Annotated in this window: 12 protein-coding genes; 3 read left to right on the top strand and 9 right to left on the bottom strand. The window is 41.2% G+C overall.

Annotated elements, in window-relative coordinates; all coding sequences use genetic code 11:
* Positions 1–430: 430 nt before the first annotated feature.
* The 8 genes from ABWV72_RS19330 to ABWV72_RS19365 form a co-directional block, all read right to left on the bottom strand.
* A complete protein-coding gene (locus tag ABWV72_RS19330) occupies positions 431–1,048 on the bottom strand; it encodes a PEP-CTERM sorting domain-containing protein (RefSeq protein ID WP_353372487.1) in 618 nt (205 codons plus the stop codon).
* A gap of 358 nt (positions 1,049–1,406) precedes the next feature.
* Positions 1,407–1,991 (bottom strand): c-type cytochrome, encoded by a 585-nt coding sequence (locus ABWV72_RS19335; RefSeq protein ID WP_353372489.1) that lies wholly within the window; start codon positions 1,989–1,991, stop codon positions 1,407–1,409.
* A gap of 20 nt (positions 1,992–2,011) precedes the next feature.
* The gene (locus ABWV72_RS19340; RefSeq protein ID WP_353372491.1) at positions 2,012–2,461 is read right to left on the bottom strand and encodes a cytochrome C; all 450 of its coding nucleotides are present in this window, start codon (positions 2,459–2,461) and stop codon (positions 2,012–2,014) included.
* 6 nt (positions 2,462–2,467) lie between these two features.
* On the bottom strand, positions 2,468–2,980 hold the full coding sequence (locus tag ABWV72_RS19345; RefSeq protein ID WP_216049550.1) for a methylamine dehydrogenase light chain: 513 nt from the start codon (positions 2,978–2,980) through the stop codon (positions 2,468–2,470).
* 1 nt (position 2,981) lies between these two features.
* A complete protein-coding gene (locus ABWV72_RS19350; RefSeq protein WP_353372493.1) occupies positions 2,982–3,602 on the bottom strand; it encodes a redoxin family protein in 621 nt (206 codons plus the stop codon).
* The gene (locus ABWV72_RS19355) at positions 3,602–4,141 is read right to left on the bottom strand and encodes a MauE/DoxX family redox-associated membrane protein (protein ID WP_353372495.1); all 540 of its coding nucleotides are present in this window, start codon (positions 4,139–4,141) and stop codon (positions 3,602–3,604) included. Before ABWV72_RS19355 ends, ABWV72_RS19350 begins: the two co-directional genes overlap by 1 nt.
* A complete protein-coding gene (locus tag ABWV72_RS19360; RefSeq protein WP_353372497.1) occupies positions 4,141–5,403 on the bottom strand; it encodes an amine dehydrogenase large subunit in 1,263 nt (420 codons plus the stop codon). The genes ABWV72_RS19355 and ABWV72_RS19360 overlap by 1 nt, the downstream gene beginning before the upstream one ends.
* A gap of 129 nt (positions 5,404–5,532) precedes the next feature.
* Positions 5,533–7,824, bottom strand: a complete 2,292-nt coding sequence (locus ABWV72_RS19365; protein WP_342805101.1) for a TonB-dependent receptor — start codon at positions 7,822–7,824, stop codon at positions 5,533–5,535.
* 775 nt (positions 7,825–8,599) lie between these two features.
* Between ABWV72_RS19365 and ABWV72_RS19370 the strand changes: the two genes are divergently transcribed.
* On the top strand, positions 8,600–9,172 hold the full coding sequence (locus ABWV72_RS19370) for a DUF2780 domain-containing protein (RefSeq protein ID WP_353372500.1): 573 nt from the start codon (positions 8,600–8,602) through the stop codon (positions 9,170–9,172).
* A 213-nt stretch (positions 9,173–9,385) separates the two neighbouring features.
* Positions 9,386–12,493, top strand: coding sequence for a DUF748 domain-containing protein (locus ABWV72_RS19375; RefSeq protein WP_353372502.1), 3,108 nt, complete (start codon positions 9,386–9,388; stop codon positions 12,491–12,493).
* Positions 12,494–12,589: 96 nt separating this feature from the next.
* On the opposite strand, the gene ABWV72_RS19380 is transcribed toward ABWV72_RS19375, so the two are convergent.
* Positions 12,590–13,834: an NHL repeat-containing protein gene (locus ABWV72_RS19380; RefSeq protein ID WP_353372504.1), complete on the bottom strand. Its 1,245-nt coding sequence runs from the start codon at positions 13,832–13,834 to the stop codon at positions 12,590–12,592.
* 380 nt (positions 13,835–14,214) lie between these two features.
* On the opposite strand from ABWV72_RS19380, the gene ABWV72_RS19385 reads away from it, so the two are divergent.
* Complete coding sequence (locus ABWV72_RS19385; protein ID WP_353372506.1) at positions 14,215–15,939, top strand: M28 family metallopeptidase; 1,725 nt, start codon at positions 14,215–14,217, stop codon at positions 15,937–15,939.
* Positions 15,940–15,980 lie beyond the last annotated feature (41 nt).

Here is a 15,980-nt window from a genome sequence, read left to right on the forward strand (position 1 = left end):
TGGTTGTCGTTTGATGCCATGGCCTAAAGACCATGCTACAGGTGGTTTTTTTGTGCCTGAAATTTGAGGTTGCCCCCAGTAATGATGAAAAGCTCACTTTTGTAGGCGGGTGCTTTAGCCTCGCGGTTGCCGTTTGATGCCATGGCCTAAAGACCATGCTACATGTTGTTTTTTTGTGTCTGAAATTTGAGGTTGCCCCCAGAAATGATGAAAAGCTCACTTTTGTAGGCGGGTGCTTTAGCCTCGCGGTTGTCGTTTGATGCCATGGCCTAAAGACCATGCTACATGTTGTTTTTTTTTGTGCCTGAAATTTAGAACAGATATTTTGACAAAGCTTCGATGTAATAACTAATAATAGTGGGCTCGATGGGGGCAAAAGTAATAAGGTTAGCGATCAAATTAATTGATAGCTAACCTTGTAAAGAATCTTCTAGCTGGCTCTTTTACGAGCGAAACCTAGGCAAAGTACAATTAAAGACATAAGTGCTAAGCTACTAGGTTCGGGTACGTCTGCAGCATCAAAGCTCAAATCGTCCATAGCCCATGCCCAACCATCAGCGGGCTGAAGACCTTCAATTCTTTTAACGCCCGTGGCGGCAAAAGAGACAGGAACATAAGCAGAGAATAATCCTGAGGTAATAGACTGAGTTTCAATCAATAAATCATTCATATCAAATAAGTTAAAGGTAACTGATGAACTACCTAAAGTATCAAGCATTAGAGATATATTCGAAGCACTAGATGCAAATAAAATCTCCACTATATCAGCACGATTTCCTGGACATGTCGAAGTTGCATTAGCACAGTTCGTTAATACATTAGGTGAGCTTGGGGCAGTCACGCCGTCTGGATCGGGGGCCGCCGCAATGTCAGCTAAAACGCCATCTTCAAAACCAGCAAAGGTCACACCAAGGCTTTGATATTGATTGGTGATAGGTGTATTAGCCGCAATCGCCACACCATTTGCGTCAGCATCAAAATTGATAATGGTTGCAGTAGCAAAACTACTGAAAAAGATAAAACTTAGACCAGCTATTAATTTATTCATTTTATATGTTCTCTTTATAAGTGAAGTTCATAATTTAACTATCCAATCTTAACTAAGCATAAAATGAACTACTATTTAAATTATTAAATATCAAATACTTAGATTTTGTTTGTATAGCGAGCTAAGTAATCTGTTAAAAACATTGACACAAATAAGTATTAACACTGATTGATTATGAACGCTTGCCTAATTTACTGAGTTCATCGCCTATTCACCTATTCACCTATAAGTAAAAAGAACATACCAGAATCGTTTCTTCACCTTTATTTTGTTTTTGGGCATCAATTAAATGGTGAAAAACACTAGCATTGTTATGGAGGTTCTAGATTTTATTTCTTGACGGAATATGTTGCATACTTTATTGCACCGTACCTACTTGTTCATAATACTCGGCAACATCTTTCATTTGTTGTTCGGTCAACTCGCTAGCAATTACGTTCATAATGATTGAATGTCTTTTGTTGCTACTGAAGTCTTTAAGTTGTTGTAAAAGATAACCTTTATTTTGACCGGCTAAATTAGGCCAGGTATCGTTAATGGTTTGCCCAGTCATGCCGTGGCATGAAATGCAATTGGCGCGTACATTTTGGCCGTCTTTATTAATTGGTACTGCCTGCGGTTTTTCAAATGATAGGCTAGAATAATGTGCGGCTATTTTGGCTAAATCTTGCTCCGACATAGTATCTAAAAGGCCGGTCATAAGCATATTCTCTCGGCTTCCATCTTTAAATGCTTTTAGTTGCGCTAAAAGGTAACCTTGTTTTTGCCCTGCTAAGCTTGGCCATTCGTTAGCGACCGCCACGCCATTTTCACCATGACAGGCAACACAGCTAGCGGTTAAGGTTTCGATATTATCGGCGGCAGAAGTTTGTGCAGTTAATAAACAAAAACTGACTAATAAAAATATATTAAGAGACACGTTTTTTAAGGAGATTTTCATCATTATTTTTACTCAAAAAGTGTTTAATTTATTGTGGTTGCTGATGTGCTGTTGGTTATAATTTGGTTCAGCACCTTAGCTCTATGTTCAACAACTTCCATTAATGGTTCTTGTCGTAATGTTTCGACTTCTTGTTCGGTGTAGGGCACAAAGTCATCTGGAACACTGTCTTTTCCCATAATAGGGAGCATCCAGTTCATCAATTCCGCAAGCTCCTTATTGTCCAACGCACTATTGGCTGCGCCGGGCACTTTAATCAGGTATTCACGTCCTTCGGCACTATTTAAAAATATCCCAACTGCGCCATTCATATTGGGCACATCTTTTCCTCCGCTGCCATCACCGACGTGACAGCCTTGGCATAACATTTGGTAGTTAAACAATGCTCTAGCTTCATTAATGGCCTCTTCGGCATTGCAAGTAAAGCCAAATAAACAACAAAACCACAGCAGACGACTAAGATGTTTTTTCATCTGCATTTACTTATCAAACGCGATACCAACCACGATTGCGGTTGAACAGTGATACACAGAACTGCTAGCACCTAAACACCAGTTCACGTCGTTAGATTTGTCTGAACGATATAATGGGCGGTCGCCTTCGTCTCGTTGACATAAGCAGGTATTGCACTGAGTTTTGCCACAGCAATCGTTGTAAGAAATCACATAATTACGGCCATCCACAGGGTTAGTACAAGTGCCAATCCAGGTAATAGGTGACATTTCAGTACCAGGAGGGCAAGAATTAGTCGAGCCACCACAACATTCACACAAAAATCCGTCTACTGCACAATAGCGCCAATAGTCACAGCTACCAGGATCGCCGACTTCTTGCGGGAGTCCTTTTGGTTCGGCTGCTCTGGCAACGGGAAGCAATGGAATAGCACTTGCACCTACTAAAGTCGCTCCAAGCTTTTTAAGCAATCCTCGTCTTCCGTTGGTTTGTGCTAACTCACGTGCCTTTTTTTCAAACATTCGGTCTAAAAATTTCATTTTATTTAACCTCCACAAACTGTTCTTCGGCTTGTTGGCCTTGCATGAAATCTTGGATTGACGCTATTTTTCGCTCTTTAGCTTCAAATAAGCTATCTAAATGCTCTCTGGAATTGATGATCCCCATAGATGCAACATTGCCCAATTCATCGATAACCACCGCATAGGGTAGTTTAGCTACACCGTAAGATTTCCCTAACAACTCAGACACTATGTAGGGGTAATCAGAAAGTCCATATTGCTTCACAAAACCGGCGTGGTCTTGTGTTTTTCCGTCACTAGCTAGGATTAAATCAATCCAGGCACTTTCAGATTTAGCGGCAGATTTCAGTGCGGGTAATAAACTCTTACATACAGGACAATCGGGTGAAACGAAGAAGACTAATTGAGATTTGTTAGTCTTCGATTTCCCGCCCACATCCACCAAGGTAGAGGCTAATGTCTGAAGACTTAAATTAGGTGCAGGAGCACCCACTTCTAATGTTTGATTGATAGCTAGCGCCCCTGCGGGTGCTACGCGCTCAAACAGCACGCCTACTTGGCGAGTTAATGCAAATATTACAATCGATTGTAGAATAACAATTATCCACAACACGCTATTTGAAACAGTAATAAAGTCCATTAGTGGGCCCTCAATATTGAAATTTTTTGCGCATTAGCGATTAAGTTCTCAACGCAAGAATAAGTTAAAATTAGAAACGCCCCCGTCATGAGTACGGCGAACCATAGGGAGGATGCAAAGCCGGCAGAGGGTATTGTGCAGGTTAATACCAGTGGCACTAATAGCGCATTTCTTATTATCAAAGACCAACTGACTTTTAAGTGAGAATTTGGGCCACTGCATCCACAACTGATATTTCGTTTACCTTGAATTAGCTGAATAGTCATGCCAATGAGGTAAGCACTTAACAGTAACGCTGCAACAATTGAGGCACTTGTGCGGCTCCCATCAAAGATTAGAGCCACTGCAATAACTAATTCTAAAAAGCCCAGAGTGTAACGTAATGTAGATGCTATCTTTGTTTGAGTAAAACCATAATCGGCAAAGGTCTGTTGGTAATATTCGGCATTATCGGTTTGTAATTTATGTATGGCGGCACGTATAAACAGCCACATAAAGAACAATACAATAGCATCGGATAAAAAGTTTAACAGGTTCATTAGTAAGCCTTATGAATGACAAGTGGGGTGATGTTGCCAAAGTCACTTATGGTTTTAATAAGCTTGCCAGTTCTTGGGTTAATAATGTCTAGATTCATTTCAGCGTTAGAGACCACCAACATAGGATCTTTACCTCGAGTTACGGCAACGGATACCGCCCAGTTAGGTGCATCGATTACAGCAATACGCGATTGAGTTTTAACATCAAATACCCATATTTGCTCGCCGCCATGGGTTTGTGAGCCATCGAATCCGTTAGGATTCATTACCACATACATTAAGCCTTGTTCATCAGTGTCGGCAATGGCCAATCCCCCTGGTCTCCAACCTGCTGCTTTTTCTTGCTCAGTAACAAGGCTCCACTTTCCTTTGTAAGTAGCTACTTCGGCAGATAAATCGATTGCGTGAATTTCGCCTTCGAAACTAGGGAAGTAGGCGATATTATCGATATATGCGGGGCGTTCAAAAATAGGTGTTTTATCGGTATCAAAAAATGGAGCGACTCGTTGTTGAGAAGACTTTAGGCCATTTTCATCTAAGATTGTGGTCAGCAAACTGCCATTGCTGCATATTGATGTCACGCTATATTTTCCAGTGGGGAAGGGCAAAACACAGCCTGGAGTTCCTACTGTTCCAACAACCTCGTGGGTGTCTAAATTAACCACTGTGAAAGATGCTGCAGGGCTAAAATTAGCGATATAGAGAAATTTCTCGTCAGCTGACAATGTGACAGCATCTCGTCTTGGCAGAGACTGCAGTCGAGTATGTTCTAAAGTGATTTCTTTGATTGGTGTTAGGGTCACTTTGTCATATATAGCGAGCACATCTATCTTCGGGCCTCGACTACCGCGAGAGTGAAAAGACTCTACAATGTAGAATTCAGGTCGTGTTTTTGCAGCAGCAAAATTACCTAATAAATTTTTATCTGCTGTTCCTTTTATTCGTTTGGATTGTTTCGGCTCATTTATGTCTAAAATGATGACTTTGCCGCCGAACATACTGGTAAAACTTGATTCGTCTACAAACATCCAGCTTTCAGGGTACTTGGCTGGCAAAACTTCGATTTTACCGGTTTTTTCGATTGGTAACGGAGGTAAACTGGGGTCTACTTTTATAGTGCTTGTGGCACTGTCTTGCGTCGCATTTGAGTTGACCATTGGTTCTTCTTGCGTCATATCTGAACTAGTTGTACAACCAGTCACAAATACTGAAATTACGACGCTATTTAGTAGTATTTTGGAGAGCTTTATGTTCATAAACATATTGTTTTAATCCTAACCGCAGCTATGTTTTATTTATTTGCGATTTAACGGGTGAACCGATCTTGTTTTGAAGTTATCAAACATCACCCGTTAATATATCGTTTTTCAAATCTATTATTTACGTCCTTTTTAGTAATAATTATATTGAATGTTTACACCCATCCATCTTGGTCTGGCGTAAAACTCTTGGATAAAGCCAGCACTTTGCGTGAAATCAAATGAGTACACTCTATATTCTTCATCGGTTAAGTTTTTAACAAAAGCCGAAGCCTTCCAGTTATCATTTATTTGATAACCAAGACGCGCATTAAAAACGGTATATGATTTTTCTTTCGATATATCGCTATTTGTGATGTCGAAGAATTGCTCACTCTGGAGATTGAAATCCAATTGAGCAGAGATCTTCTCAGTCGCCTGATATCTTACTATACCGTTAACTGTATACTTGGGCGCAAGTACCATTTCGCGATCTTCTACTGTGCCTACACCGCGCACAACCACACTTTCAATTTCTGTATCCAGTAAACTAGCTCCAAGCTTAATATCCCAATCATCACCAGGCACCCACGTAACTTCTACATCTAGGCCCTGCAATTTCGCATCGGAATTATTGATAAATTGGCTTAAGCCAGCGAATGTCAAAGCTTGATAATTTTTATAATCATAATAGAAGATACTGCTGTTAATTCTTACATCGCCACTGGCCAAGGTGGTTTTTATGCCAGCTTCATAGCTTGTCAGTTCTTCTGAGTCAAACGCTACGTCTTCTTCGGTTACGCCATCGGTGAAGTCGAGAAAGCCGCCATTGAACCCACCACTTTTAAAGCCATTAGCGATATTGAAGAATACTAAGGTATCTTTGCTAATTTTGTAGTCCAGCCCAATTTGGCCTGAGATATTATCATCGTCGATACTTGTTAGGTCTGCTGCAGTCGGATTTTGATCAGTAAAGTTAAAATAATAATCTGTACCAGGGTAACTTGAATCACCGACTAAACCACAAACATCTCCGGCTGGAATAAGACATGAGTTTACAACAGCGTCAGGTTTTGTTGTCGCTAGATTTTGATAATCCATGCTGCGGTCTTCTGATGTATAACGTAAACCAAGGGTTAAGGTCAGCTTATCGGTTAGTGGTGTTTCGATTTGTCCAAAAAGGCCATAGGATTCCGTATCTTGATCATAGTCAATATCGTAATTCACAAAAAGCACTAGATCTGAGCCAAATGTGCCTTCTGGTGCGCCTGTTATGGCATCGATGAGAGGGCCTGGATAGTTAATATCTAAATCAAGAGCACCTGTGACTTCATTTTCAAAATAATAGGCGCCTGCAATCCAATCGAACGATTCTGCCGAACCACTTAATCTAAACTCTTGACTGAATTGTTCATTTTTCGATGAAAATTGAGGAACTAGTCCACTATAAGGACCGACGTCGGCATCTTCCTGATGTAGTTTTTCTACATTCTCTATTGCTGTGATAGAGGTAAACGTATAATTAGTATTTTCCCAGTTTAACTTTAAAGAGGCACCATCTGAGTCTATATCTAACACGCCTTGTCGATTATATTCACCAGCAAAGTTATCTCCATCGTTATCGGCATACCCGTAAAAATCTGAGGTTGTATTTCCAGTCCCGTCATCCGATGCCAAATGCTGGTATTGAGGAGCATTTGTATTAGATTTACCACCATGAATATTAAACAGTGCGGAAAAATCATCAGTAATATTGAAGTTTAACTGTAAGCGATAAGCTCGGCTGTCAGCTTCATTTGCATCTTTACCAATTCTATTTTCAACATAGCCGTCGTGATTGTTGGTAGCAATCGCTAATCTTCCTTGTATAGAGTCAGTTAAACTGCCACCTACTGCCGCTTCCGTCTTAATTTGATTGTATTGTGCAACGGTAACATCAAACAAAACTTCAGTGTCTTCGGTTGGTTCTGCGGATATGAAGTGGACTAAACCACCGGTTGCGTTTCTACCATATAGAGTACCTTGAGGTCCTCTTAGTACTTCTACTCGCTCTAAGTCAAATAGCTGAAAGGTTAGACCTGGCATCGCTGATTGATATACTTCATCGCGATATACTGCTATTGGTCCTTCATTGTTATCATTGAAATCATTAAGCCCTACACCACGCAGAGAAATTGAAGGGTTATTACCTTCTCCAACCGGTGTACCAATATTTAACCCTGGGGTTTGCGCAGAGATATCAACACTATCGGTCATGTTAAGCTCACGAAGGGCATTACCAGAAAAAGCGGTAACAGAGACACTTACGTCTTGTAAATCTTGTGATTTTTTCTTTGCAGTGACTTGAATTTTTTCAAAAACACTATCTTCTTGTGCATAAGAAATGGACGATAAGCCCAAGCTCAAGGTTGTTGCAATGGCGAGGGCTAGTTTATGGTGTCTCATGTTTCAATACCTTCTTAATTATTAGAATTTTTATATCTGAACAGTAAAGTCTTATCCAAGAATGCGCTTTGAATCTTGGGTTTTAGTGGATTAATAGCGTTAATTATTACTTGATTTATCAACTAAGTGGCTAATATATACACATTGTTAATGGCTTGTCAAAATTTATAAGAAGAGAAAGGCGTTAAAAAATTAGTCAATCAGTGAAGGTTTTTTAAAATATAAAAGCCAAAATATTGCTTCAATAATTCAATAATTCAATAATTCAATAATTCAATAATTCACTATTGCTAATAATTTTGGTTTGCTGAACTGTTGGAGGCGGGTACACGGTTATGCCATGGCCTAAAGGCCATGCTACGGGAAGAATGGCTCTTGTAGGCGGGTGTTTTAACCCCGCGCAGTTGCGCGACCTTCCATGGCCTAAAGACCATGCTACGGGAAGAATGGCTCTTGTAGGCGGGTGTTTTAACCCCGCGCAACGACCTTCCATGGACTAAAGACCATGCTACAGGTGAGGGTTTTTATTTAGTATAAGCACCTCGGCGGTTAACCATGAATTTATGAGTGGAAAATAGACTGTTTTGTAAAGACAATCTTTACACTTCTGGTAAAGAATCAGCCGTCAAATCATGTTAAAATTTGCGCTAGAAATATCCATACATTAAGAAACTAAACCAACTTAAATTCTCAGGACATAACATGCATAAAAAGCAAGTTGTGTTTTTTTACATGTTTGAACGTAAAAAATGGGCTTGAATTAAAGGAATATTAAATGAAAACTTTATTAGCTTTACTCATCACGACACTGACTATTTCTACTAACGTATCAGCCAACGATACTGTGGATAAATTAAAGGGGTTATTAGGTAACACTGCGACTATCAATAACGAGTCTACCCAGTCTGAGTCGTCAGAACAGACTCAATCACTTGATGTTTCAAGTTTAGTTAGTTTGGTCTCTGATAACCTAGGAGTATCTGAAACACAGTCGGAAGGTGGCTTAGCTTCGATTTTTGATTATGCTAAAAACAACCTTTCAGGAACTGATTACACTCAACTTGCGCAATCTATTCCTGGTTTGGATTCGTTGTTAGAAAACGTTCCCACATTAACTTCGGATTCATCTTCTAACAGTTCATCAGTTTCTGGTTTACTTAACAAAGCTTCTGAATACAGTTCATCTTTGAGTGCAATTAATGAATTAAAACAGCAATTTGAAGCGCTTGGTTTAGATACTGATATGATTGCCAACTTTATTGCGCAAATTAATAGCTACTTTAGTGAAGAAGAAGATACGCTATCTTTGTTGCAGTCTGGTTTAGGCAACATAATGACCGCACTTTAATCATTTTATTTGTGGGTAACGTCTAGCGGGCAACACTTTCGCGTAAGGTCCTAGTGGATATTGTTGTAATCCAAGATGTTACTCGCTGTTTATAAGTTCAGGTTTTTACTACTCTCAGGCTATTTGTAACGCGCAATTTGTTTACAGTGCTCACGCAACTTTAAAATGCTAAGGCTATCTAAGAGGCTTTGGCAATATTATAAAATCATTATTATGTCCCTTAGAAATTTACCATCAGCATTTCGTAAACAGCCCAAGTGGTTGCGAATAACCACTTATTTGCTTTGCGCATATCTCACTTATGCTCTTATTTTGGGTGTGCTAACGCCATGGATTCTGCAATCCCAATTAGCGCAATTATTAAGTGACAAATTGCAGCGTGTTGTCAGTATTGAAAAAGTGAGAATAAATCCTTTTTTACTGCGTATTCGCGTTTCCAATTTGGTTATTGAAGAAAATAAAAGTCACCAACCTTTTGTTAACGTTTCGCTATTTGAAGTGGATGCTAGCTTTTGGCAAACCTTGCTACATTTCACACCGACTTTGGAACACTTATCTATCATCGAGCCTTATGGGCATATAGCTAGACTCGCCGAAGGTGAACAGGCTCAATTTAACTTTTCTGACATTATTGATAGTCTAAATGAAGCCAATGCTGAAAAAAAACCCGTCGAAAAAGAACAGACTGAAATTCCTCCTCTTCGTGTGAATAGAGTGAGTCTTGAGGGCGGACAGATTCGATTTTCTGATGATGTATCCAATACCAATATTATTTTTCCGAATCTGGCTTTTGAAGTAACCGATTTCGACACCCGCGCAGCGACATTTAAACTAACTGAACAACAAAATACCGCAACCGAAGACAATCATTATAACGTTAAGATTGAAACCTCTGAAGGCGGCTCCATTGGGTTCGCTGGTCAAGTTCAATTGGCACCTTTTGAGATCAAAGGCAATATAGCACTGTCGGCGATAGCCCTTGCACCTTTGTGGCCTTTATCAAATGATGTCATTGAAGCAAGGCTGACAAATGGATTATTAGATTTCTACGGGGATTATCATTTATCAGAAGGACAAGAAAGTCTTCGCTTTCAGGCTAATAATACGCAGCTTACTTTATCTGAACTGACAATATCCGATTTAACTCAGCCAAGAATTACAGTGGCCGAAATCAACATACACGACCTTAGTTTGGACACAGACACAGAACAAATTGATGTGGCTGAAGTTATTATTAGTAAACCCTGGATTGACGGAAACCTTGATGAGCAAGGCTTGGATTTACAAGCTATGTTTATGCCATCATCAATCGCAACGACAAAACAAACCTCTTCTTTAGCTGAGCAGCAAGTCAATACTCAAACGAGTCAAATTGATGAATCCAACTGGCGAGTCATTTTGCAATCTTTCGCGCTAAATAATGGGGATTTTCAGATCAATGAAAGTCATGTTTCTAAGGGCATGCATTGGCGAGTTTTTGATTTAAATGCCGCCACTGGTGTTGTTGATACAAGTTTTCAGCTACCTATCGAGTATAGCCTAGACTTAGGAGTCGGTGGCGAGGTTAGGGGGTATCCTGAACAAGCTTCTGGTTACCTTAGTAGCGATGGGAAAGTCAACGTAGCTTCTGAGCAAGTTTCTGGTTCTTTTGATATTAAACAGTTTGCGTTAAGCCAACTTCAATCCTATTTACTTCCCTATGTAAACGCGACCTTGCAAGATGGGGCCGTGGGGATCTCAGGGACATTTGATGCTGGAACTGCGAGTCCAATCACTTTCACAGGCGATGCCAATATCGCCAACCTGACGGTGATTGACGGACTGCAACAACAACCCTTACTTAAATGGCAGGATATGAATATCCAAGGTATTCAATATCAGTCACTGGAAAATCAACTTTCAGTACAAGCTGTCATGTTCGATAAACCCTACACCAAGTTCATTATTCACAAAGACAAACAAACGAATATTGGCGACCTTCTGGTGCAAAATGCTTCAACCGAGGCTGATTCCGCGCTGGTTGCAGATGATGCTTCACCACCAGAGTCAGCGGCGCAAGAAGGGACTGAAGATACTCAATCTGCCTCTAATAACATCGCCATAAGGATTGACGATATTAGTATCAATGATGGCAGTGCTTATTTCGAAGATAATTCTTTAAGAGCCCCTTTTGCATCAGGTATAGAGGCATTGAACGGAAACATAAAGTCACTTTCCTCCACGCCAGATACCACTGCAAATGTTAACTTAATGGGTAAAATTGATGGTTACGCACCAGTGATTTTAAAAGGGGAAGTTAACCCTCTTATTGAACAGATTTATCTGGATTTAAATTTCTCTGTTGACGGTGCAGAACTGACCTCAGTTAATCCCTATTCAGGTACTTATATGGGGCACTTTATTGATAAAGGATTACTGTCACTAAATGTGGAATATAAGCTCGAAAATAACCAGCTAGTGGGTGACAACAAGATCGTTATCGACCAACTCACCTTGGGGCGCAAAACTAATTCGGAGCAGGCGGTTAATCTGCCCCTATCCTTAGCCATTGCATTATTACAGGACTCTAACGGCGTTATTGATCTGGGAATGGAAGTATCTGGAGACTTAAATAACCCGAGCTTCGGTTTTGGTTCAATCATATTCAAAGCCCTTGGCAATATCATCACTAAAGCGGTGACAGCCCCTTTTTCCTTATTGGCAAATTTAGTCGGTAGTGAAGATGAGCTGAATAAAGTGACCTTTGCCGATGGCTCTGCTGAGCTCAACGAAGCGGCTTCGCAAACCCTTCAAACCTTAGCAGCAGCCTTGGCAAAACGTCCGGGGCTGAAAGTCGATATTGAAGGCTCGGTGAACGAAGTGACGGATGCTTATGAGTTGGCTGAGCAAAAGTTACAAGCCAACCTTCTGGAAATTTCCAAACAAACATCTCTTCCTGAAGGTTTTAGTCCATCTACAGTGCCACTTTCAGGTCCAATTGCAGATGCCTTAAGAACCCTGTTCACTACAGCTACAAATAAAGAGATTGAAGAACAAAGAAAGCTGATAAAGGCGAGATTGCAAGAAGGAGATAGCGAGAAAATCGTTCCAGAGGAGCAATTAGAGCAAGCGTTGATGATTGCGATGTACAATCAAGTTCGAAGCACTATCAACGTTCCTCGCCATGAATTAGCTAAACTTGCTGAAGATAGGGCCAAATCGGTAAAAATGTTTTTAAGTGAAAACGGAAGTATTGATCCCAACCGACTGTTTTTACTCAACAGTCGCCAACATTTAGCCAGTGCTGAAAGTGGTGTAACACTTACGCTGAAAGCCAACTAAGCAGTTAATCTCTTGAAATTTATCAAGCTTGCTCCTTATCTGCATGGGCAAGCTTGATAGTATCCAGTGTAAAAACAGTATTATTCGCCTAGGCCACTAATCGCCAGCAAACCCAGTGAACACAAACTTCTGCACCCGTCTGCCTGTGCTTACTTCTGAGGTATATAAATTACCATCGCTGTCTACAACTACGCTGTGAAGCCAGGTAAATTGGCCAGGATAGCGTCCGGGACGTCCAAAGCTGCCTAACACTTCATAGGTGTCGTGCCACAAAATCCATATGCGTCCATTCATCATATCGGCGACGTACATGTACTTGTTGTCAGGTGAAAAGTCGATATCTGACGCGGTTCCTAAGCCACCAGTATCTCCAGCGATAATAACATCTTGAATGAACTGAATTTTTCCTTCTTCATCAGCTTCGAATACTTGAATACGATTATTTCGTCGGTCACAAACATAAATTTTGCCGTCAGTTGACTGTGTTACACAATGCACAATGTCGCCAAAACTTTTTGCTTTAGTGCTGGTGTTTTCACTGTTGCTGGTGGCTTGTGAAACGTCGAATGCCCCTTGTCTTGTTCCGCCTCCAGGTTCGCCACCATAAGCTCCCCATAATTGATCAAAACTGTTGTCATTCGTGTCAAAAGCCGTAATTCGTTTGTTGATATAACCGTCGGCAATAAATACTTGATCATTGATGCTGTTATGGAAAATATCAGCTGGATTACCCAAGGCATCTTGGCTCAAATTTCCATCGGTTTTACCACGTTGGCCATACTGACGAATAAATTCCCCTTGCGCGGTAAAATTCAATACAACGTGGTCATCTTTGCCATTTCCACCAAGCCAAACTGTATTATCTTCATCAACGTAAAGGCCGTGAACGGTAGCGGGCCATTGATTAGTTCCGGCTAAACTCGGCGCTAGTTCTGGACCGCCCCAAGCCTGAAGTAATTCTCCATCTGGTGAAAATTGCATAACATGTGGGGCAGCTTCACAACATAAGCCTGTGTTGTTGGTTAAACCTAAATCTAAGCCACTAAGTGAGTTAGGGCGATGTAAAATCCACACGTTATTCTGTTTATCTACGGCTAGACCTGGTACTTGTCCCATTAACCAAGTTGCTGGCATCTTGGGCCAGCTCGCATCGACACTGAATTGTGGAACTTTGTGATTTGGGCTAGTTGCTGGGTAGCGTTCAACCGACACCAAACTATTTTCAGTCGTTTTAGTAAGCTTGGATGGTTCAGCTTCAGATACGCCACAAAAAAGAGAAAACAGGCTTAACCCAAGTGCTTTTAATCCCAGTTTGTTAGATGGTAAATATGATTGAATCATCTCTGCGCCTATTAATTCTATGGTTGATTTAAATGCAAGCAAACTACAGCATATTACTTAGCGACTGCTTAAATAACGGTCAGCTTGCTACCAGACATCATCCTAGGTAAAAACTTATGCTAATAAAATTACTTTACGTCGAAATGCAGATAATAGAAGACCTAATTTTATTAAGTTTGAAAAGACTATTATGTCGCACCCACTAAAAAATTGTAAATAATGATATACTCGAGAACCACTATGGCCCTTAGTATCAACAGAGTTTTTATACTCTAGTGACTGCATTGACCGCACTATGCGATGGGATTCGCGTTCCAGTAAAGAACAGCTATAGCAAAACAGCTTACTGCTCATCTTTTAATTTTGTCGGAATAATATTTATGAAGCTCGTTACCCAATTGTTTTTCAGCTTAACCTTAATCGTCGGAATCAGTGCTTGTTCCGATTCAACTGAGCCTAAATCAGTTCAAGATAGCGCTAATGAAACTGCCTCACAAAAGCCCTCTAATTCGATTGATAGCCAACATCTTTCTGACATTGTCAAAGTACTAGCTTCAGAGGAGTTTGAAGGTCGCGCTCCTGGAGGACCGGGAGAGGCAAAAACTGTTGCCTATTTAATTAAGCAATTTCAATCTCTGGGTTTGGAACCCGGCGGCACTGATGGTGGCTGGACGCAGTCGGTACCGCTGGTGCATACACAGTTAGACTCCAGCGGTTCACTGAATATAAAAGTAGCAAACACTGATCAAACATGGCGGCAGGGAAGTGATGTGGCTATTAGCACTGCTCGTGCGGTCGACAAAGCAAGTATTAAAGATGCCCCTTTGGTATTTGTGGGATATGGGGTGAATGCACCTGAACGTAACTGGGATGATTTTGCTGATATTGACCTAACCGGCAAAGTTGCGGTCTTTTTAGTCAATGATCCCGACTTTTCAGCTGCACCAAATGAAGCCGTTGCTGGCCGGTTTGGCAATAAACGCATGACATATTATGGTCGTTGGACATACAAATATGAAGAAGCTGCGAGACGAGGTGCATTAGCTGCGTTAGTTATTCATGAAGACAAGGCTGCGGGTTACGGTTGGAATGTGGCATCGTCTTCCGCCGGTGAACAGTTTACCTTGGCTGAAACCAATGGCCCTTTGCCTCCTTTGCTGCAAGGTTGGCTGCATTACGACGCTGCAACAGCATTGTTTAACGCTGTTGGCTTAGATTTAGACGAACAGCGCAAACTAGCTCGTTCAGATGACTTTAGTGCTTTTGAACTGCCAGAAGCGAGATTATCAGCTGACTTTACGGTCTCAATGGATAATATTAATTCACAAAACGTGTTGGCGCGATTGCCAGGAACCACTCAACAAGACGAAACCTTAATGGTATCTGCTCATTGGGATGCTTATGGTCAAGGAGAGCCGGATGAATTGGGCCGCACTGTTCGTCCAGGAGCTAATGATGATGCACTTGGCACCGCTGGTGTAATTGAATTGGCTCGCGTGCTTAAAGCTGGACCGCCTATGGCGCGAAGTGTGGTGTTTGCAGTTTGGACTGCTGAGGAGAGTGGATTATTAGGTTCTGCCGCTTATGCCTCGAACCCCATTTATCCTCTATATTATACCGTCGCCAACTTTACCTTAGACATTTTACAAACAGCGGGTCCAGCTAGAGATGTTATTTTGGTTGGTGAAGGTCAAAGTGATCTTGAAGATGATCTTGCTCGCGCAGCGGCATTGCAGTCTCGCGTGGTTACACCGGAAAATTTGCCTGAAAATGGTTTGTTTTTCCGTGCAGACCACTTCTCATTGGCCCGTCAAGGCGTACCTGTTTTGTTGATAATGGGCATAGCCGGTGGAGCTGATTTGATAGATGGAGGACGTGCTGCGGGCGATCAATGGATTGCCGACTATACCGGAAATTGTTATCACCAAACCTGTGATGCTTGGAGTGACGATTGGGATTTACGCGGTGCGGTTGAAGACATCGAATTATTCCACTCGATTATACGAGATCTAGGCGATTCGAATCGCTGGCCACAGTGGAAAGAAAGCTCTGAGTTTCGCAAAATTCGCATGGAAACTGAGAATATGAGAATGAGATCTCAGTAGCTTGCAATGTACAAAAAAAGCCAACTAACTAGTTGGCTTTT

It is taken from the genome of Aliiglaciecola sp. NS0011-25, assembly GCF_040370605.1.
Taxonomy (GTDB): domain Bacteria; phylum Pseudomonadota; class Gammaproteobacteria; order Enterobacterales; family Alteromonadaceae; genus Aliiglaciecola; species Aliiglaciecola lipolytica_A.

Bases quoted from the DNA above. Each gene is read 5' to 3' on its own strand.
- ABWV72_RS19360 (WP_353372497.1), bottom strand. From the start codon at position 5,403: ATGTTTATGAACATAAAGCTCTCCAAAATACTACTAAATAGCGTCGTA.
- ABWV72_RS19335 (WP_353372489.1), bottom strand. From the start codon at position 1,991: ATGATGAAAATCTCCTTAAAAAACGTGTCTCTTAATATATTTTTATTA.
- ABWV72_RS19375 (WP_353372502.1), top strand. From the start codon at position 9,386: ATGTCCCTTAGAAATTTACCATCAGCATTTCGTAAACAGCCCAAGTGG.
- ABWV72_RS19340 (WP_353372491.1), bottom strand. From the start codon at position 2,461: ATGAAAAAACATCTTAGTCGTCTGCTGTGGTTTTGTTGTTTATTTGGC.
- ABWV72_RS19365 (WP_342805101.1), bottom strand. From the start codon at position 7,824: ATGAGACACCATAAACTAGCCCTCGCCATTGCAACAACCTTGAGCTTG.
- ABWV72_RS19380 (WP_353372504.1), bottom strand. From the start codon at position 13,834: ATGATTCAATCATATTTACCATCTAACAAACTGGGATTAAAAGCACTT.
- ABWV72_RS19370 (WP_353372500.1), top strand. From the start codon at position 8,600: ATGAAAACTTTATTAGCTTTACTCATCACGACACTGACTATTTCTACT.
- ABWV72_RS19350 (WP_353372493.1), bottom strand. From the start codon at position 3,602: ATGGACTTTATTACTGTTTCAAATAGCGTGTTGTGGATAATTGTTATT.
- ABWV72_RS19355 (WP_353372495.1), bottom strand. From the start codon at position 4,141: ATGAACCTGTTAAACTTTTTATCCGATGCTATTGTATTGTTCTTTATG.
- ABWV72_RS19345 (WP_216049550.1), bottom strand. From the start codon at position 2,980: ATGAAATTTTTAGACCGAATGTTTGAAAAAAAGGCACGTGAGTTAGCA.
- ABWV72_RS19385 (WP_353372506.1), top strand. From the start codon at position 14,215: ATGAAGCTCGTTACCCAATTGTTTTTCAGCTTAACCTTAATCGTCGGA.
- ABWV72_RS19330 (WP_353372487.1), bottom strand. From the start codon at position 1,048: ATGAATAAATTAATAGCTGGTCTAAGTTTTATCTTTTTCAGTAGTTTT.